Source organism: Microbacterium sp. (assembly GCF_044508325.1).
Classification (GTDB): domain Bacteria; phylum Actinomycetota; class Actinomycetes; order Actinomycetales; family Microbacteriaceae; genus Microbacterium.
In genome coordinates this window covers 73549-92390 of record NZ_JBIQHX010000001.1, presented here as the reverse complement: position 1 = coordinate 92390, position 18842 = coordinate 73549, and the positions used below count along the sequence as shown (strand labels likewise).

Sequence of the window (18842 nt, the reverse complement as noted above, 5' to 3'; positions counted from 1 at the left end):
GCGCAGTCTGAAGGGGCTTGGCAGAAGGAGCACACCACCATGAGCGAGATCAACGGCGACCGCGCCGAAGGCACCACCCCGGCGCAGCCCGTGAACGAGCCGGCGACGCCGCCTCGGCCGGCACCTCCCGTCCCGCCCGCGGCCGCGGCGACTCCGCCCGTGCCGCCCGCGCCCCGGCCGCCGTACGGTCCCCCCGCCGGCTACACGGCGCACCCCGTCCAGCCGCCGCGTCCTTCCTACGGGCAGTACGCGGGGCAGGCGCCCGCCGGCAGCGCCTTCGGCGCCGCCGCGGCGCCCGCGACGCACCCCACCCAGCCGACGCTGCCGCTGGACGGCGCGGGCGCACCCCCCGCGCCCCCGGCGTCGAAGCGCAGGGGCGGGGCCGGCATCATCGCGGGCGCCGTGGTCGTCGCCCTCCTGGTCGGCGGCGCCGCCGGCCTCGGCGGCGCCTACGTCGGCAATCAGCTGTGGCCCGCGCCGGCGGCGACCGGACAGGCCGCGCCGCAGACGGTGACGGTCAACAACCCCGACAAGGTCAACGCGACGACGGCGATCGCGGCGAAGGTGGTCCCCAGCGTCGTCACGATCTCCGCCTCGTCGGGCAGCTCCGGCGGAACCGGGTCGGGCGTGATCCTCAGCGCCGACGGCTACGTCGTCACCAACACGCACGTGGTGACCCTCGACGGCGCGACCGGCGACGCCGACCTGCGCGTGACCACCTCGGACGGCCATGTCCACGACGCCGCACTCGTGGGCACCGACCCGATCTACGACCTCGCGGTCATCAAGATCGAGGGCGCGTCCGGGCTCACCCCGATCGAGTTCGCCGACTCCTCGGCGCTCAACGTCGGCGATCAGACCGTCGCCGTCGGTTCGCCCCTGGGCCTGTCCAACAGCGTGACGACGGGGATCGTGAGCGCGCTGAACCGCTCGATCGAGATCGCCTCGTCGGCGGCGCCCGACTCGGGCGAGGGCGACGAGGGCGACGAGGGCCAGGACGGCCCGGGCGGCCCGTTCTTCTTCGACTTCGGCCAGGGCCCGCGTCAGGGCTCCGGCGGCGAGTCGATCAAGATCGCCGTGATCCAGACCGACGCGGCCATCAACCCCGGCAACTCCGGCGGCGCGCTCGTCGACTCCGAGGGCAGGCTCATCGGCGTCAACGTCGCCATCGCCACCGCGGGCGGCGGCGGTGGCGAGGCCGGCAACATCGGCGTCGGCTTCGCGATCCCGTCGAGCATCGCCGAGCGCGTGGCGAACGAGATCATCGAGACCGGTTCGGCCACCCATGGGCTGCTCGGGGCCAGTGTGATGTCCGCCGCGTACGTGGAGGGCTCCACGATCACCGGCGCCTACATCGACTCCGTCGTCGCCGGCGGCGCCGCCGAGCAGGGCGGCCTGAAGGAGGGCGACATCGTCACCGCCTTCAACGGCGTGCCGGTCACCGACTCGGTCGATCTCACCGCACAGGTGCGGGCGGCCGCCGCCGGCAGCAAGGCGACCGTCACCTACGTGCGCGACGGCGACACCTACTCGACCGACGTGACCCTCGGCGAGCTGCAGTAGGACCCGAACACCACCCCGCGAGCCGCGCCTTCGGGCGATAGGCTCGCGGGGTGGCGTCCTTCTCGTTCGCGGCGGGCAACGCGCGCAAGCTCGCCCGCATCCCGCTGTACGCCCTGGGACGCATCGCGACCGCGATCATCCCCCGCCGGCGCGGGGCGTGGGTCTTCGGGTGCGGCATCGGCGTCGCCGACGGTGCGCTCGCACTCTGGCAGGTCGCCGAGCGCGACGACGCGGTGTGGCTGACCGGGTCGCGCGAGGAGAATCAGGACGCCGCAGAAGCCGGCATCCCCACCCTGCGCCGGCACTCTCTGCGCGGCTTCTGGGCCACCGCACGCGCGCAGGTGATCGTCGTGACCCACGGCTTCGGCGACGTGAACCGCTATGCGGTCAGCGGCGCGTTCGTGGTGCAGCTGTGGCACGGCATCCCGCTCAAGCGGATCGGGCTCGACTCGCCGGAGACGGTGCGGCCGCCGGCGACGCTGGCGCGCGTGCCCGGCGTGCGCCGTCTCATCGCCCGACTGTATCGGGGCGCGGCGCGACGCATCGGGCTGCTGCCGGCGGCATCCCATCTCGTGCGAGGGCGCCTGGAGTCCGCGTTCGGGCTGCCCGACGAGCGCGTGCCGGTCACCGGGGAGCCGCGCGTCGACGTGCTCTCGCAGGGTGACCCGGACCGGCGCCGTTCCGCCGCGCGCGCGCTGGTCGAGAGCCGCGTCGGAGCGATCGGGGCTGCGCGGCTGTGGCTGTACGCACCGACCTGGCGCGACGGCGCGACCGATCCCGCTGTTCCCACCGTCCGGCAGTGGCGGACTCTGATCGGCGTCCTCGAGGACGCCGATGCCATTCTGCTCGTGCGCTCCCATCCGCTCGGTGCGGGGGAGTACCGCCCGCCCGGCCGCACCGACCGCGTGCGCGCTCTGGGCAGCGACATCCTGCGGGACGTCACCCCGGCCCTGCCGGGACTGGACGTCCTCATCACCGACTACTCGTCCCTCGTCTACGACGCCGGTCTCGTGCCGCTGCCGGTCGTCTTCCTCGCGCCCGACGTCGACGACTACGCGCGCACCCGCGGCTTCTACGGGACGTATGCGGAGGTGGCGGGCGACGATGTCGCCGCAACGTGGGACGAGGCGGCGGCGCAGCTGGCGAGCATGGCCGACCCGCAGGTGCGCGCGGCGCGCGTGGCGCGCTCGGAGGCGCTCAGCGCGCGCGTGCACGCCTACCGCGACGGCGGCAGCAGCGCGCGGGTGCACCGGGCGGTCATCGCAGCGATCGGGGGAGCGGCATGACGACGGCGACGGTGATCCCCGGCCCTGAGCCCGCGCTCGAGCTGCGCGGCACAGGCCCGCGGCCGGCGGCGATCGAGCTGCGCGGCGCCCGCGCGAGCGTGCGGGCGGCGTCTCTGACCGGACGCGGCCGGACGTGGCGCGCGGTGCTGCCGCTGCAGGTGTCGCGCTGGGGCGGGCCGGTGCTGCCGCTTCCGGCGGGCGAGTACGAACTGGTCGGGGCCGCGGCATCCCTTCCCCTCACCCAGCTGGGGACGCTGCGGGTGTCGCTGGAGGGCGCGACGGTGCGCATCGGCCCGCCGGTGGATCCGGCTTACGATTCGGGCGAGGCGCAGGCCGCGCTGGAGCGTCGCTATGCGACCCGCCCCGGCGGACTCGAAGAGGCGGCGTTCTTCGAGAGCTTCTACGGCCGCAATGCCAGCTGCAACCCGCTCGCCATCGACCGGCGGCTGGCCGAGCTGCGCCCCGATCTGGTGCGCTACTGGAGCGTCGTCGACCTCTCGGTGCAGGTGCCCGACGGGGCGATCCCGGTGGTGGAGGGGAGTCCGGAGTGGTGGCGTGCCCGCGGGGCCGCGCGGCTGATCGTGGTCAACGACTGGCTGCGTCGCCGTTTCGAGCGTCGCCCCGGTCAGCGGGTGCTGCAGACCTGGCACGGCACCCCGCTGAAGCGTCTCGCGCTGCACCGCCCCGGGTTCGATGCGCGGCGCTCGCTGGCGGTGCTGCGCGAGGCGCGGCGCTGGAACGTCCTGCTGGCGCAGAACCCGTACGCGGCGCGCATCCTGCGCGGGGCCTACCGCTTCCGGTCGCGTCCGATCTGGGTGGAGGGCCATCCGCGCAACGACGTGCTGGTCAGCGGCGACGGATCCGCGACGCGCCAGGCCCTCGGCATCGGCGCGCGTGAGCGCGTGCTGCTGTACGCGCCCACGTGGCGCGACGATCGCGCGCAGATGGTGGATTTCCTCGATCCCGCGGCCCTGGCCGCGCAGACCGACGCCGTGGTGCTGGTGCGCGGTCACTCGCGCACCCTGCTTCCGGGTCGGGATGCCGCAGGCCCCCGCGTCATCGACGTCACCGCCTACCCGGACATGGCGCAGCTGCTGCTGGTGGCCGATGCGCTGATCACGGACTACTCGTCGGTGATGTTCGACTACAGCGTCACCGGCAAGCCCATGTACTTCCTCGTGCCCGACCTCGAGCACTATCGCGGCCGGCTGCGCGGCTTCTACTTCGACCTCGGCCGCAGCGCCCCGGGACCGCTGGTGCGCACCCAGCAGGAGCTCGTCGACGCGATCCAGGACGACTCCGCCGCGTACGCGGACCGGTATGAGAGCTGGCGGGCGGTGTTCAACGCGCGCGACGACGGCCGTGCGGCCGAGCGCGTCGTGGCGCGCCTGCTGGACCAGCGGATGGTCTAGTCACGGCAGCGGCGTGTTGCGGCCGCCCAGGCGGGACGTGTCGACCGCGTGGCGCGCCCCGCGCAGCACACCGCTGAGGAACCCGAGGCCCCACGAGATGTGCATCGTGGGCAGCACCGCGAGGGTCCACAGCCGGTCGCCCCAGTCGCCGCCGCGCACCGCCTGGACCACGACCACGGCGGCGTACGCGACGATCGGAAGGTAGATCACGGATGCCGCCGCGGCCCACCATCCGGTGAGCACCCCGGTCGCCTGCAGCACGGCGGTGATCGCCGCCAGCGCGATGAGCACGACCAGTGCGGGCGGCGCGAAGAAGCGCAGCGCGTTGCGGCGCCCGTATCGGCGTACGAGCTCGCCCCGCCAGGTGCCCGTGGCGAAGAACTGGCGGGCCAGCCGCGTCCAGCTCTCGCGCGGCCAGTACGTCACCGCGAGCGCGGGATCGAACCACACCCGGTACCCCGCGCGCCGGATGCGCAGGTTCAGCTCCCAGTCCTCGCCGCGCCGGATGGTCTCGTCGAACCCGCCGACCTCCTCGACCACCGCGCGGCGCATGACGCCGAGGTAAGCGGACTCGGCGGGGCCCTCCTCGCCGCCGGCGTGGTACGAGGCGCCGCCCAGGCCGATGGGGGAGTTGTAGGCCCGCGCCACCGCACGCTGGAAGGCCGAGCGGCCGTCGGCGCGCATGACCCCGCCGACGTTCGCCGCCCGCGCCCGGTCGAGGGTCTCCAGCGCCCGGCGCGTGTAGCCCGGGGTGAGCTCGGAATGCGCATCCACGCGCACCACGGTCGGGAAGCGGGACGCGCCGATCGCGAGGTTGAGCCCGACCGGGATGTCGGCACGGGGATTGGCGACCAGGACGATGCGCGGGTCGGCTGCGGCCAGGCGTGCGGCGACCTCGTCGGTGCCATCGGTGGAGGGGCCCAGTGCCAGCACGAGCTCGGTCGGTCCGTCGAGTTCCTGGGCGAGCACGGTCTCCACGGCACGCTCCAGATAGGCGCGCTCGTTGAGCACCGGCATCACGAACGAGACGCCGGCATCCCGTGGAGGCACCGGGGCGTCCCTGGCTCCGGTTCCCTCGACGTGCATCCGTCGATCATCCCACGCGTCGCTCGCCGGTCAGGACCGTCGCCGCATCCGGGTCGGGCGGCGTGAACCGGCCGGCGGTGGATCTCCCGAGGCTAGTGGTCGCCGGATGGCTGTGCCCTCGCCTCCGGATCCTCCGCCGGCGCGACCTGCTCGACCGGAATCGCGATCGACGCGATCCCGTCGCCGAGCAGGCCGAGCTCGCCGATCCCCGGCGACGCGTCCGCGAGCCGGTCGGCCGGCGACGTCGGCCGCAGCGGCTCACCCGGGAGTGCGGCCCACGCCGAGGGCTCCTGCGGACGCTGCGTGAAAAGTCCCATGGCCCCATTGTCTCCCGGAGCGGGCCGGCCCGGGGCTCAGTCGACGGTCGTCGCCGCGGTCAGCACCGCGTAGGCCACCTGGCGACCGGCGATGTCGCTGTGACCGGAGATGAACCGGTCGCCGTCGAGCGACGAGACCCGCCCCGGCTGGAACACGTACTCGCCGCCGACGTCGAGCAGAGTGCCGAACGGGAGCGATGCCGGTGTCTTCAGGGCGCCGTTGCGGCCGATGCCGCCGTACTTGTCGTTCGCGTCGCCCAGGCCCACACCCACCTGCCGTGCGATGCGGGACGCCACCGGGTAGGCGAGGCCCACCGCCTTGTCGTTGCGGGTGAAGGTCACCACGATCGGCCCGGCCACCCTGCCCGGCACGCGGGCGAACACCCCGTCGGCCTGCGCGCCATCCCAGCCCTGCGCCATGCCGTAGTGGCTGTACGCAGCCTGCAGCAGGCACATCGACGAGACCGGCGCGTTCGTGGCGTCGGCCGCGGCGGTCACCGCCCGTCCGCCGAACGAGTGACCCACCAGGTGAAGTCGCACACCCGGCGTCGTCGCGTGCAGCTGCTCCAGCAGCTTCGCGATGCCCTTCGCGCCCACCACGCCGGCGCGCTCCTTCATCGTGTAGTAGGTCGTGATGTTGACGATGCTGCGCGCGGCGCCCAGCAGCCCGGAGAGACTGAAGCCCGCCGCGCCGCCCTCCTCCTCGCCGAATTCGAACGCACCCAGACCGGCGGCGCCGCCCGCCTCCTCGGGCGCGCCGGAGAGCGCGGGTCCGCCGCCCGCGGCGGCGAAGAGGGTCTCGGCATCCGCGGTCTTCAGCGCCTCCGGTGCCGAGTCGGGGTCGGCGTCGTCCACTGCGCCGGCGGGAAGGTCCGTGCGCAGGAGGTCGACGAATTCGGCACGCACGCTCGCCGAGGTCTCCAGGCTCGGGATGAGCGCGATCAGCGCGTCGCGGCGGGACGGCTGCTCCACCTGCTGCTCGATGAGCTCGCGCAGCTCGTCCGCCTCGTCGCCGATCCCCGCACCCGCACCCTGACCCTCATGGTCGGGCGGCGCCCACAGGATCGACGGCCAGATCAGGCCCACGACGACGAAGCGACGGCCCTTCGCGCGCGCCACCTTGCCGCGCACGCCCTCCAGGGACGACATGATGTCCCGGTACAGGGCACGGGCCGTCGCGGTGTCGTTGTTCCACCCGTGGGTGAGGACGATGACATCGGTCGCCTTCTCACCGTCGAAGAGCTCGCGCGCGTCATCGACCTGCTGCGGATTCGTGAGCCTGCCCTTCTTGTCGAACTCGACCTCTGTGTACGGCAGGACCATTTCAGCCACCTCGTCAGACCGCCTGGATCGCGCGCATCGCGTCGACCAGTCCGGCACCCTGGAAGACGCGCTCGCGACCGAGGTCGCTCGCGGAGTCCATGAGGATGCGCTTGACGTCGTCCGGGCGCCCGATGAACTCCCTGTGGACGGAGAGGAAGGACGCCACCACTCCTGATACATGAGGCGCCGACATCGACGTCCCGGAGTCCTCCACGTAGGTGATGACCGGCTTCGCGCCGCGGCGAGGGGGAAGGGCGCCGCGGGCCTTCTCGAGCAGCTCCCCGGCGCCGGCGCTGACCACCCGTTCGCCGGGTGCGACGAGATCGGGCTTGAGCCGGCCGTCGCCGGTCGGCCCCTTGGAGGAGAAGTACGAGACGCCCGTCGTGTGGGGCTTGACCGAGGTGGAGCCGACGGTGATGGCCCGTGCGGCGTTGCCGGGATCGTTGATGGTCATGCCGAACCCCAGTCGCATCTCGCGACGCGACGGGTCCAGAGCGGCGCCGTAGCCGGTGTTTCCGGCCGACGCCACCACGCACACGCCGTTGGCCACCAGCCGGTCCACCTCGCGGCACACCGGCGACAGGCCGGTCGCGAACCACGACGGGTCGAACGGGTAGCCCAGCGACAGATTGACGCCGTGGACCATGAGCTCGCGCCCGTCGCGGTTGAGCTCCTGGATGTACTCGAGCGCGGCCAGCAGCGAGGCGACGTCGCCGGTGCGGTCGTCGCGCAGCACCTTCAGGGGCAGGATCTTCGCCTTCGGCGCCATCCCGCGGATCCGCGGCAGCTCCACCCGCTCGACGCCGGTGTCGCCCTGGGCCGTGCGGTACCAGGTCGCCGCCCAGATCTTCCGGCGCGAGGTCGCGGTCTGGCCGCCCGCGATGATGCCCGCGACATGGGTGCCGTGGCCGTTCGGGTCGCGCAGGGCGTCCGAGTCGGCCGTGCCGGGCACGAAGCTGCGCGGATGGAGACCGCGCGGCAGGTCGAGGGTCTCGTACGTCGCGAAGTGCGGATGCGCGGCATCCAGTCCGGTGTCCAGGACCGCCCACACGATGCCGTCGCCGGTCGCGTCGAACGAGCGCACCGCTGCATCCGCCTTCACGGTGATGACGCTGCGGTGGATGGTGGCGCGGACCTCGAAGTTCGGCCAGATCCGGTTGATGAAGCTTCGCGGCGCGGTCTTGGCCTCGTCGCGCCCGGCCCGCACGCGGCCGCCCAGCCCGCTGTCGCGGTCGACGATCGTGAGGATCTCGTCGCGGGTCAGCGACGCCATGAGATACCCGCCGGTGCGCCACATGGTGGATCCGGGTGCCGCGATCAGCACCATCCCGGCGAGCTCGGCGAACAGGCCCTCCAGGTCGACGCCGCTGTCGGTGCGCACCTCGATGACCACGCCGATGCGCTCGTCCTCACGGGCGACCGCCATGCGCTCGGCGAGGGGCCTGGTGATCACCGAGTCGGTGACCAGCGACACCGTGCTGGGCATCCCGGGAAGCGGGAACGCCGGCGCCTCCGCAACAGGCGGCTCGAGGGGCGGCGCGGCCGACTCCGGCGCCTCGAACTCGCGCGGCAGCTCGGCAGGATCGACCTCGGCCATGCCTCCTCGATTTCTCTCCCCGAGGCCGAGGGTACCGGAAGCGAAGGCCCGTCACGCGGGGTCTTCGCGGCGCCTGATGATGACGCCGACGGCGCGGCGGCCGGCGACGGCGATCGCGCCGCCTGCGCGCCGGATCCCGCCGGCTGCGAGCGACTCGAGCGGCAGGGATCCCGGCCGGGGCTCGAGGTCGGCCGGAAGCGCGAGCGGAGGGATGCCGAAGGCACGCCGCGAGGTGACGATCACCCGTCGCGCGAGGATGTGATTGCCGGCGCCGCCGACGGCGGCGCCGATGCCGAAGGGCAGCGCCTTCCCGAGCCACGAGGCGCCCGCCTTGGCCGCGAAGTGCTTGATGAACACGGACTTGAGCCGGTCGACGAGCGGCCCGACCGCAGCGCGCGGCAGCGTCTTGGTGATCAGCTCGCCCCAGAACGCGGGCCGGCCTGCCGCTCGGCCGGCGGCTTCGCCCGCGAGCTGGGCGATGAGCTCTGTGCCCTCGCGGCCGAGCATCAGCGTGAGCACGAGTGCCCGGGCGCGATCGGGGTCGTCCACGGGGATGCCGTGCACCTCGGCCAGCGACTGGGCGAACAGCGCCGTGGACTCCAGGAATCCGGCCGTCTCCACGCCGGAAAGGGCCAGGGTCACCCCGGTGGTGATACCCGGGACCACCGCTGTCGCCCCGACAGCGGCCCCGCCGGTGGTCACCGCCGTGAGGTAGCGTCGCTCCAGCATCCGCACGATCGCATCCGTCGACACCTGCGGATGCCGGCGGCGGATGCTGCGCAGGTGCGCGACGACGATCGGCCGCTGGATCGCCATCACGCGGTCGAGGGCCCGGATCGTGCGCGGATGCTCCGGCGACCCGGCAGGCGGCAGCCCGCCCTCCCACGGCGAGTCGTCGGAGAGCGAGTGGATCCTGTGCACCTTCGCTGCCATCGGGACCAGCCTAAGCGGGCGCTCGGCGTGCTCAGACGTACTGATTCGCGCGCTCGAGGTCTTCGGCGAAGTCGACCTCGACGGCGTAGAGATCCGAGATGTCCAGAGGCTGCAGCCGGATGCCGTCCTCGATGATCGCGAGCTCGAGTCCGCGCTCGAAGTAGTCCTGGTCGTCGACCCGCTGGAGCTGGCGCATGAAGGCGCGCTTCTCGGCGCTGGAGATGTAGTTGATCCCCACGGCCTCGCCGATGCCGTCTCGCACGGTCTTGGACAGCTCCTTGATCCACCCGTCCTCGGTGACGGTGTACTTGACCTCTTCGTCACTCACCTTCGCGGTGTTGACGGTGACGAAGGAACGGTCGGCATCGATGAGGGGGATCGCCCGGCCGAGCACACGCGGGTCGAAGACCACGTCGCCGTTCATCCACAGCACGCCGCCGCGGCCGGTCGTGCCCAGCGCCCGCAGCAGGCTCTTGGAGGTGTTCGTCTGGTCGTAGCGATCGTTGTAGACGTAGTGGACACGGGGGAACGCTTCGACGATCGTCTCTGCGCGGTAGCCGACGACGGTGGTGATGCGGGCGCCGGTTCCGAACGCCGCGCGGATGTTGTCGTGCTGCTGACGCATGATGCTGCGGCCGTCGCCGAGCTCGGTGAGGGGCTTGGGCAGGCTGCGCCCCAGCCGCGAGCCCATGCCGGCGGCGAGAATGACGGTCTGAAGGGTCATTGCGCTCCTGGAGTGTGGGGACGTCACGGTGATTCCACCGCGATGACACTCCTTCGTGCCCGCCTCATCGTAGCGAAGACGGCTGGGAGCGGGCAGGGGATGTGCAACCGCCTTGTCGCGCCGTGACCTGGGAATATCCTGAGTGCGTGACGACGTCGGACTCCGTCCAGGGGCCGATGGGTCGGGATTGGTACGTTGGACCGATGACCGCTTCGATGCCTGCCGCGCAGGATCCGGATGAGGGTGCCGTCGCCGCCGGTGACGCGGCGGTCGAGGCCGCCCCGCGACCGGTCGCGCCCCTGCCGGCGAGCAAGACCGGCGGGAAGAAGCGCCCCGGAAAGAAGGGCGGCACGAAGAAGCGCCCGGCGGCCACGCAGCCGGAGCCGGCGGAGATCTCCGAACCAGGACCTCCGCCGCCCCTGCCGGTGGAGGTCCTCGAGGCCGACGGCGAGACGATCCTGGTGCCGCCCAAGCCGCCCCTGCCTGCGCGCCACGAGCCGGAGCCCGCCGCGTCTGCGACCGCGCCCGAGGTCGCATCGCCGGCGCCCGACCTTTCCGAGCCTGAGCCTGAGCCTGCGCCTGAACCCGAGCCTGAGCCGGAGCCCGAGCCGGCCGATCACCGGCCCGAGCCCGAGCGGGTCGTCGCGGTGGTCGACGCGGTGGGGGAGATCCCGCAGGCATCCACTCCCGCTGTCGAGCTCCGCGGAATCGTGAAGGCCTTCGGCGACACACGCGCCGTAGACGGCATCGACCTCACCGTCCCGGCAGGCTCGTTCTACGGCGTCGTGGGGCCCAACGGCGCCGGCAAGACGACCACGCTCTCGATGGTCGCCGGCCTGCTGCGCCCGACGCGCGGCACGATCCGCGTCGCGGGGATCGACGCCGCGGCCGACCCGGTGGCGGCGAAGCGGGTCATGGGCGTGCTGCCCGATCGTCTGCGCACCTTCGACCGGCTCACCGGGCGTCAGCTGCTGTACTACTACGGGATCCTGCGCGGACTGCGCCCCGACGTGGTCGAGTCCCGCACCGCGGACCTGGCGCGCGCGTTCGACCTCACCGATTCGCTGGGGCGCGTCGTGTCGGACTACTCGGCCGGGATGACCAAGAAGATCATGCTGGCGGGAGCGCTCATCCACTCCCCGCGCCTGCTCGTCCTGGACGAGCCCTTCGAGGCGGTCGACCCGGTCTCCAGCGCGGTCATCCTCGACATCCTCGGTGCCTACGTGGCGCACGGCGGGACGGTCATGCTCTCGAGCCACGGCATGGAGCTCGTCGAGCGGGTCTGCACCCGCGTGGCGGTGCTGGTCGCCGGGCAGGTCCTCGCCGAAGGCACCGTCGACGAGGTGCGCGGCGAGCTCACCCTCGAGCAGAGGTTCATCGAGCTCTCCGGCGGCCTGGGGGACGTGGAGGGGCTGGAATGGCTGCACACGTTCTCCGACTGAGGCTCGCCCTCTTCGTCGGCGCCCTGCGCGCAGACCGGCGGACGGTGGTCCGCACGGTGATCGGATTCGTCGCGCTCACGGCCGCGACGACCGCCGCGTGCATCGGGGTGGTGTCGATGGGCGGGACCGAGCCGGGCACGGCGCGGGCCGTCGTGGTGCTCGGAGGCGCCGCCGTGACCCTCGCGTTCGCTCTGGCGCCCCTGATCGGGGGTGCGGAGGACCAGCTCGATCCTCGTCGATTCGCCGTGTTCGGCCTGCCCGAGCGGCCGCTCGCGTGGACCCTCGTGGTCGCCGGTGTGCTCAGCGCGCCGACGCTCGCTCTCATCGCGGTCGGCGTGTGCACGACGATCCTGTGGGCGCAGCACGGCGTGACACCGGTCGTGGGCGCCGTCTCGGCCCTGCTCGCCGCCCTCACCTGCGTCCTTCTCGTGCGCACCGGCATGGCGGTGGCTGCGCTGTTCCTCCGCGAGCGGCGCACGCGCGAGCTGTCCGGCCTGTTCGTGCTGACGATCGTCGTGGTGGTCGTGCCGGCCGTCGTGTTCTTCGCGTCGCTGGAATGGCGCGGCACCGTGCCGGGTCAGCTCGAGCAGGCGGTCACCGTCCTCGCGTACACGCCGTTCGGGGCGGCCTGGGCACTTCCGGCGGCGATCGCCGGCGGCGCAGGTCAGGTGTGGCTGATCGCCCTCGTGGCCGTCGCCACCGTCGTGCTCCTCGCGGTCGCCTGGCTCGTCCTCGTCCATCGCCTGCTGCGGACCACCGAGCGGCCGCTGCCCGAGCGCGCAGGGCTGGGGTGGTTCGCGGTCGCGCCCGGCACCCCCGGCGGCGCGATCGCCGCGCGCAGTCTGGTGTACTGGCGGCGCGATCGCCGCTACCTCGTCAATGCGGCGGTGATCCCGGTCGCGGCGCTCATCTCGGTGGTCCCACCCCTGGTCGCCGGCGTCTCGCCCGCGACGGTGGCGCTGCTGCCGGTCCCGATCGTGGCGCTGTTCTTCGGCTGGCTGCCGCACAACGACGTCGCCTACGACTCGACCGCGATCTGGATGCACATCGCCAGCGGCACCCGCGGCATCGCCGACCGGGTCGGTCGGCTCGTGCCCGTCGTGCTCATCGCCGTGCCGCTGCTGGCCGTCCTCATCCCCGTCACTGTGGCGCTGCACGGCCGCTGGGCGATCCTGCCCGCGCTGACCGGGGTCGCCGCCGTGCTGTTCCTGTGCGGCCTGGGGCTGTCCAGCATCTCCTCGGTGGTCGCGCCCTATGCCGTCTCCCGACCCGGCGACAGCCCGTTCCAGCAGCCCCAGCACGCGTCGGCGGGCATCGCGGCCCAGGCGACGGTGCTCATCGGGGCCGTGGTCCTGAGCACCCCGACGCTCCTGCTGGCACTCCAGGCGGTCATGACCGGCGACGTGCGTCTGGGCTACGCCGCACTGTGGTCCGGCGTCGCCGTCGGCGTGGTCGTGCTCGCGGTGGGTCTGGGCATCGGGTCGTCGCTGTTCCGGCGCCGCGGATCGCGTCTCATGGAGTTCGCCGAAGCCGCCTGAGGGCCCCCGAGGCGCGGCTAGACTGGGCCGCTATGAGCACTCCTGCAGGCACCCCCGACGATGGCGGACTCGCCCTGCTCGATCAGGAGCTCGAAGAGCTCATCCGCGAGGAGAACATCGAGCCGGGCGATCACGAGCGCTTCTCGCACTACGTGAAGAAGGACAAGATCCTCGAGTCCGCCCTGACGGGAAAGCCCGTGCGTGCCCTCTGCGGCAAGAAGTGGACCCCGGGTCGCGACCCGGAGAAGTTCCCGGTCTGCCCCACCTGCAAGGAGATCTACGAGGGTCTGCGGACCTGATCACCGGTACACGGTGGGGATCGCCGGGTCGGAACGGCTGAGCGCGAGCGCGCGCACCGGCAGCTCCTCGCGGACATCGGCGTGGTGCCGCCGGGCCGCCGCCACTCCGGCGGTGCCCTCGTACGCCGCGTCGATCGCGCCGTCCGCCACGAACACGGCCTGCAGCGCCCGCCCCTCCGGGTGATCCGCGGCGGTCTGCACCGCCTCGAAGCCGTCCGACACGACGATGAGCTCGCTGGTGGCGGTTCCGCGCTGCAGGGTGCGGAAGGCCGCCTTGCGTCCGCCCTTGGAGGTCTTGTCGGCGGATGCCTTCGCCACGCTCACCCACGATCCGTCGGCGTCCTGCCGGGCCACCAGCTTGTAGACCATTCCGGAGGTCGGCGTCCCTGAGCCGGTGACCACGGAGGTGCCGACGCCGTAGGAGTCGACGGGCGAGGCGGCAAGGGCCGCGATCGCGTACTCGTCCAGGTCGCTGGTCACGGTGATCTTCGTGTCCGCGGCGCCGAGCTCGTCCAGCTGCTCGCGGACCGCGGCGGCCACGACCGGCAGGTCACCCGAGTCGATCCGCACCCCGCCCAGGCTCGTTCCGGCGACCTCGATCGCGGTGCGCACTCCCTGCCGGATGTCGTAGGTGTCCACGAGCAGGGTGGTTCCGAGACCCAGCGCCTCGATCTGCGCGCGGAACGCGTCCTCCTCCGAGTCGTGGAGGAGGGTCCACGAGTGCGCGGCCGTGCCCATGGTGGGGATGCCCCATGCGCGGCCCGCCTCCAGATTGCTCGTCGCATCGAATCCGGCGATGTAGGCGGCGCGCGCCGCCGCGACGGCGGACTGCTCGCCGGCCCGGCGCGACCCCATCTCGGCGAGCGGCCGGTCTCCGGCGGCGATGCTCATGCGCGCGGCCGCCGTGGCGACGGCGGAGTCGTGGTTGAGCACGCTCAGCGCGATCGTCTCGAGGACCACCGCCTCCGCGAAGGTGCCCTCCACCGTGAGCACCGGGGAGCCCGGGAAGTACAGCTCGCCCTCGCGGTAGCCGATGATCGACCCGCCGAACCGGTAGTCCTCCAGGTAGGCGACGGTCGCGGCATCCACCACCTTCTCGTCCCGCAGGAACCGCAGCTCGTCCTCGCCGAAGCGGAACTCGCGCAGCAGGCTCAGCAGCCGCCCGGTCCCGGCGACGACGCCGAACCGGCGCCCGCCGGACAGGCGCCGCGCGAACAGCTCGAAAACGCAGCGGCGCTGCGCCGTGCCGTCCCTGAGGGCGGCGTCGAGCATCGTCAGCTCGTAGCGGTCGGTGAGGAGGGCAGTGGACGCACTCATGCGGGTCAGCATAGGGGAGCGGGCGCCTGGCGTAGGCTGGTGCATCGTGACCCTTCGGCAGGCTCAGGGCGGCGCCCATCGGCAGGCTCAGGGCGGCGCCCATCGGCATGCTCAGGGCGGCGGCCAGGACCGCGACATCGCCGACGCGCCGATCGGCATCTTCGACTCGGGGGTCGGCGGCCTCACGGTGGCCAGGGCGATCACCGACCAGCTCCCGCGGGAGTCCCTGCTGTACATCGGCGACACCGCCCATTCGCCGTACGGACCCAAGCCCATCGCCGACGTGCGCCGCTATGCCCTCGAGGTGCTCGACACCCTCGTCGATCAGGGCGTGAAGATGCTCGTGATCGCCTGCAACACGGCCTCGGCGGCGATGCTGCGCGATGCCCGCGAGCGCTACGACGTGCCGGTGGTCGAGGTCATCGGTCCCGCTGTGCGCACCGCGATGTCGACCACGCGCAACGGCCGCATCGGCGTGATCGGCACCGCCGGCACCATCGGCTCGGGCGCCTACCAGGACATGCTCGGGGTGAACGAGCGGCTCACGGTCCTCACCGCGGCGTGCCCGTCGTTCGTCGGGTTCGTCGAGGCCGGCGTCACCGACTCGCCGGAGCTGCTCGCCGCCGCCGAGGAGTACCTCGCGCCGCTGCGCCACGCGGGTGTCGACACGCTGGTGCTCGGCTGCACGCACTACCCGTTCCTCAAGGGGGCCATCAGCTACGTCATGGGACCGGAGGTGTCGCTGGTCTCCAGCGACACCGAGACCGCCAACGACGTCTACCGGCAGCTCGTCTCGCGCGATCTGCTGGCGGGGCCGGATGCCGCCCCCTCCCACGTCTACGAGGCCACCGGCGATTCGGCGGACGAGTTCCTGCGCCTCGCGCACCGCCTGATGGGCCGAGAGGTGTCTGCCGTGCGGCTCGTGCAGACCGGCGCCATAGACATCCCCGGACACGCTCGCTGAACCGAAGGAGACTCATGAGCGAACCACTGCGCGCCGACGGTCGCACCGCCGACCAGCTGCGGCCCATCACGATCGAGCGGGGCTGGAGCGCCCACGCGGAGGGTTCTGCGCTGATCTCGTTCGGGGCGACCAGGGTGCTGTGCACGGCGTCGTTCACCAACGGCGTGCCCCGCTGGCTCACCGGCAAGGGCAGGGGCTGGGTGACCGCCGAGTACGCGATGCTCCCGCGGGCGACGAACGACCGCAGCGACCGAGAGTCCGTGAAGGGGCGCATCGGCGGCCGCACGCATGAGATCTCGCGGCTCATCGGACGCGCGCTGCGAGCGGTCGTCGACACGAAGGGCCTGGGCGAGAACACGATCGTCATCGACTGCGATGTGCTGCAGGCCGATGGGGGAACCCGCACCGCCGCGATCACCGGCGCCTACGTCGCCCTGGCGGACGCGATCGAATGGGGCCGCGAGAAGCGCTTCATCGGCCAGAAGGCGCGCGTCCTGCTGGACTCGGTCGCCGCTGTATCCGTGGGGATCGTCGACGGCGAACCCATGCTCGACCTGGCATATGTCGAGGACGTGCGCGCCGAGACCGACATGAACGTCGTCGTGACCGGCCGCGGGCTGTTCGTCGAGGTGCAGGGCACCGCCGAGGGGGCCCCGTTCGACAAGCGCGAGCTGGATGCGATGCTCGACCTCGGCGTGAACGGGTGCGCGCAGCTGCGCGACCTGCAGGCGTCGGCGCTGGCGGAGAGCGCTCCGTGAGCGACCGGCGGATCGTGCTGGCCACCCACAATCCGCACAAGGTGGCGGAGTATCGCAGCATCGTCGGGGTCACGCGGCCCGACCTCGAGGTGGTCGGGTACGACGGGCCCGAGCCGATCGAGGACGGCGTGACCTTCGCCGAGAACGCGCTGATCAAGGCGCGCGCCGCGGCCGCCCACACGGGCCTCGCGGCCATCGCCGACGACTCGGGCATCTGCGTGGACGTGCTCGGCGGCGCGCCGGGGGTCTTCTCGGCGTACTGGGCCGGTCACGCCAAGGACGCCACGGCCAACCTCGAACTCCTGCTCGACCAGCTCGCCGACATCCCGGATCCGCATCGCACGGCGCACTTCGTGACGACGATCGCCCTCGTGGCCGGTGACGAGGAGCACGTCGTGGAGGGGCGCTGGCCGGGAAGGCTCGCCCACGCGCCATCCGGGACCGGCGGGTTCGGCTACGACCCGATCTTCATCCCGGACGGCCAGGAGCCCGGCTCCGAGCGCCCGGTGGGCGAGTGGACGGCCGAGGAGAAGAACGCCGACTCGCACCGCGCCCGTGCCTTCGCCGCGCTCGCGCCGCTGCTGAGCAGGCTCTAGCGCGGCACCACCGGCAGCAGCAGCCCGGCCTTGCGCTGCGGGTCCCACTCGAGCAGCCAGCGCGCGCGGGGGGTGGTGCGGTACAGACCGGGCGCCGCGCCGGACAGCGGATTGCGCGGCGAGAGCTGGCGTCCGCTGATGTGCAGCCGCAGCTCCTCGCCGGCGCGGAACAGCGTCGCCGACGGTCCGAACTCCACGCCCACCTGCGTCGGCCCGGCCGGGTTCAGGGCCGCCCGGCGCCAGCCGGTGGTCACCAGGTCGCGGCCGAAGCCGTACGATCCCTCGAACGGCACGAAGCGCCCGTCGGCCCACTTCGAGATGCCTGCGAACACGTGCGCGTCGCCGCCTGGCCGGGCGCGCATCCACAGCCGCAGCATGGCGTCCCCGGTGATCTCGGTGTCCTCGTCGAACACCCACCGGAAGGTCGCGGCACGGCGGCGGGGGTTCAGCTCGAGCCCGCCGGGCGTCTGCGGCGACTGCGCCGAGAGCAGGCCGTCCGGGGCGAGCCAGAGCACGCGCTCCTCGGCCTGCGGCAGCGGCCAGTCCGGCTCCTCCCGCACCTCGGCGATCAGGTCCCCGCGCTCGCGCACCTCGAGCCGCACGCGGGGGATCTCTCGCTGCGCCCCCTTGAGGTGCCGCTCCAGGAATGCGAGCTGCGCGGCCTTCGCCTCGTCGCCGTAGAAGACCGCCCACTTGCCGCCCCGGTGCGTGTACAGGTGCCGGTCGGCCGAGGCGACGCCGCGGAACGCGCGCATCGAGCCGCGGGAGTGCAGGTTGTTGTCCGAGAAGCTCCCGCACACGAGCATCGGCACGCGGATGCCGCCGAGCTCGGGATGCAGCGCCCGCCAGAACGGCCCGTCGTCGGGATGCCGGCGCACTTCGACGCCCAGGTCGGGCTCCATCCGCGTCGCACGGCGCACGAGCGTGGTCCACAGCCGGGAGAAGCCGATCTCGGGCACGCCGCCCGGGTAGAAGAAGTCGTGATACGGGTCGGTGAAGCCCTCCCACGGGACGATGGCCCGCAGGTGCGGCGGGGCCGCGACGGCCGCGCGGTACTGCGAGATGGCCAGGTACGAGACCCCGAGCATCCCGACGTTCCCGTCGCACCAGGGCTGGGCCGCGACCCACTCGATCACGTCGTGGATGTCGTCGCCCTCCTGTTCCGACAGCAGCGATCCGACGCCGTCCGAGCGGCCCGCTCCGCGCAGGTCGAGGTTGACGACGGCGAATCCGTGCGGCACCCAGAAGGCGGGGTCCGGCGCCTCCCAGCCGGTCTCGGCCGAGATCCGGACGGGGCCGGGCTGCCGCATGATCCGGTACTGCGGGTTGAGCCGGGCGCGCCCCCGGCCGCTCCGGTGCGGCAGGTCGTCCTTGCCGTACGGATGGGCGCACACGATCGCCGGCACCGGCGTGCCGTCGGCCGGCCGGTAGGCGTTCGCGCGCAGGATCGTGCCGTCGCGCACGGCGATCTCGGCATCCTCGTCCTTGCGCACGTCGGCCGGGACAGGCACCACCTCCACCCGCGGCCGGAGGATCCCGCGCAGGCGCCCGCGGGCGTAGCGGGCGGCGCCACCGCGACGCCATGGCCGGTCGAGGGATGCCATGTTCCGACGGTACCGGGAATCAGGATCATTCCCGACAGCCCGGCCATCGGCCCGGTCCGCCAGGGCCCGGCCTAGCCTGGGGG

General features: G+C 72.7%; 17 protein-coding genes. 9 read left to right on the top strand and 8 right to left on the bottom strand.

What is annotated here, in order from left to right:
• Positions 1-39 precede the first annotated feature (39 nt).
• The 3 genes from ACIWQI_RS00445 to ACIWQI_RS00435 are packed head-to-tail and all read left to right on the top strand — an operon-like array spanning position 40 to position 4261.
• Positions 40-1563 carry a S1C family serine protease gene (locus ACIWQI_RS00445; RefSeq protein ID WP_396655082.1) on the top strand — a complete coding sequence of 508 codons (1524 nt, stop codon included), beginning with the start codon at positions 40-42 and terminating at the stop codon, positions 1561-1563.
• Positions 1564-1613: 50 nt separating this feature from the next.
• Positions 1614-2849: a CDP-glycerol glycerophosphotransferase family protein gene (locus tag ACIWQI_RS00440; protein ID WP_396655081.1), complete on the top strand. Its 1236-nt coding sequence runs from the start codon at positions 1614-1616 to the stop codon at positions 2847-2849.
• The gene (locus ACIWQI_RS00435) at positions 2846-4261 is read left to right on the top strand and encodes a CDP-glycerol glycerophosphotransferase family protein (RefSeq protein WP_396655080.1); all 1416 of its coding nucleotides are present in this window, start codon (positions 2846-2848) and stop codon (positions 4259-4261) included. The genes ACIWQI_RS00440 and ACIWQI_RS00435 overlap by 4 nt, the downstream gene beginning before the upstream one ends.
• On the opposite strand, the gene ACIWQI_RS00430 is transcribed toward ACIWQI_RS00435, so the two are convergent.
• The 6 genes from ACIWQI_RS00430 to ACIWQI_RS00405 form a co-directional block, all read right to left on the bottom strand.
• A complete protein-coding gene (locus tag ACIWQI_RS00430) occupies positions 4262-5347 on the bottom strand; it encodes a glycosyltransferase family 2 protein (RefSeq protein ID WP_396655079.1) in 1086 nt (361 codons plus the stop codon).
• 92 nt (positions 5348-5439) lie between these two features.
• On the bottom strand, positions 5440-5664 hold the full coding sequence (locus ACIWQI_RS00425) for a hypothetical protein (protein WP_396655078.1): 225 nt from the start codon (positions 5662-5664) through the stop codon (positions 5440-5442).
• A 36-nt stretch (positions 5665-5700) separates the two neighbouring features.
• Positions 5701-6987 carry a hypothetical protein gene (locus ACIWQI_RS00420; RefSeq protein ID WP_396655077.1) on the bottom strand — a complete coding sequence of 429 codons (1287 nt, stop codon included), beginning with the start codon at positions 6985-6987 and terminating at the stop codon, positions 5701-5703.
• 13 nt (positions 6988-7000) lie between these two features.
• Positions 7001-8584 carry a S8 family peptidase gene (locus tag ACIWQI_RS00415; RefSeq protein ID WP_396655076.1) on the bottom strand — a complete coding sequence of 528 codons (1584 nt, stop codon included), beginning with the start codon at positions 8582-8584 and terminating at the stop codon, positions 7001-7003.
• Between the two features lie 51 nt (positions 8585-8635).
• On the bottom strand, positions 8636-9517 hold the full coding sequence (locus tag ACIWQI_RS00410) for a hypothetical protein (RefSeq protein WP_396655075.1): 882 nt from the start codon (positions 9515-9517) through the stop codon (positions 8636-8638).
• 31 nt (positions 9518-9548) lie between these two features.
• Positions 9549-10241, bottom strand: a complete 693-nt coding sequence (locus ACIWQI_RS00405) for an NTP transferase domain-containing protein (protein ID WP_396655074.1) — start codon at positions 10239-10241, stop codon at positions 9549-9551.
• Positions 10242-10444: 203 nt separating this feature from the next.
• On the opposite strand from ACIWQI_RS00405, the gene ACIWQI_RS00400 reads away from it, so the two are divergent.
• From ACIWQI_RS00400 to ACIWQI_RS00390, 3 genes are read left to right on the top strand one after another with little or no spacing between them, the layout of a single operon-like run.
• Complete coding sequence (locus ACIWQI_RS00400; RefSeq protein WP_396655073.1) at positions 10445-11683, top strand: ABC transporter ATP-binding protein; 1239 nt, start codon at positions 10445-10447, stop codon at positions 11681-11683.
• On the top strand, positions 11659-13221 hold the full coding sequence (locus ACIWQI_RS00395; protein WP_396655072.1) for a hypothetical protein: 1563 nt from the start codon (positions 11659-11661) through the stop codon (positions 13219-13221). The genes ACIWQI_RS00400 and ACIWQI_RS00395 overlap by 25 nt, the downstream gene beginning before the upstream one ends.
• 32 nt (positions 13222-13253) lie before the next feature.
• Positions 13254-13520 carry a DUF3039 domain-containing protein gene (locus ACIWQI_RS00390; RefSeq protein ID WP_396655071.1) on the top strand — a complete coding sequence of 89 codons (267 nt, stop codon included), beginning with the start codon at positions 13254-13256 and terminating at the stop codon, positions 13518-13520.
• Here ACIWQI_RS00390 and ACIWQI_RS00385 read toward each other — a convergent pair whose 3' ends face one another.
• Positions 13521-14837, bottom strand: coding sequence for a nicotinate phosphoribosyltransferase (locus ACIWQI_RS00385; RefSeq protein ID WP_396655070.1), 1317 nt, complete (start codon positions 14835-14837; stop codon positions 13521-13523).
• A 136-nt stretch (positions 14838-14973) separates the two neighbouring features.
• Here ACIWQI_RS00385 and murI point away from each other — a divergent pair, with 136 nt between their 5' ends.
• Genes murI through rdgB form a run of 3 tightly spaced genes read left to right on the top strand, consistent with a single transcriptional unit; the run spans position 14974 to position 17155 of the window.
• Positions 14974-15801, top strand: a complete 828-nt coding sequence (gene murI, locus ACIWQI_RS00380) for a glutamate racemase (RefSeq protein WP_396655290.1) — start codon at positions 14974-14976, stop codon at positions 15799-15801.
• A gap of 14 nt (positions 15802-15815) precedes the next feature.
• The gene (gene rph, locus ACIWQI_RS00375) at positions 15816-16559 is read left to right on the top strand and encodes a ribonuclease PH (RefSeq protein WP_396655069.1); all 744 of its coding nucleotides are present in this window, start codon (positions 15816-15818) and stop codon (positions 16557-16559) included.
• A complete protein-coding gene (gene rdgB / locus ACIWQI_RS00370; protein WP_396655068.1) occupies positions 16556-17155 on the top strand; it encodes an RdgB/HAM1 family non-canonical purine NTP pyrophosphatase in 600 nt (199 codons plus the stop codon). The genes rph and rdgB overlap by 4 nt, the downstream gene beginning before the upstream one ends.
• On the opposite strand, the gene ACIWQI_RS00365 is transcribed toward rdgB, so the two are convergent.
• The gene (locus ACIWQI_RS00365) at positions 17152-18759 is read right to left on the bottom strand and encodes a CocE/NonD family hydrolase (protein ID WP_396655067.1); all 1608 of its coding nucleotides are present in this window, start codon (positions 18757-18759) and stop codon (positions 17152-17154) included. The two genes, rdgB and ACIWQI_RS00365, sit on opposite strands and share 4 nt — an antisense overlap.
• Positions 18760-18842 lie beyond the last annotated feature (83 nt).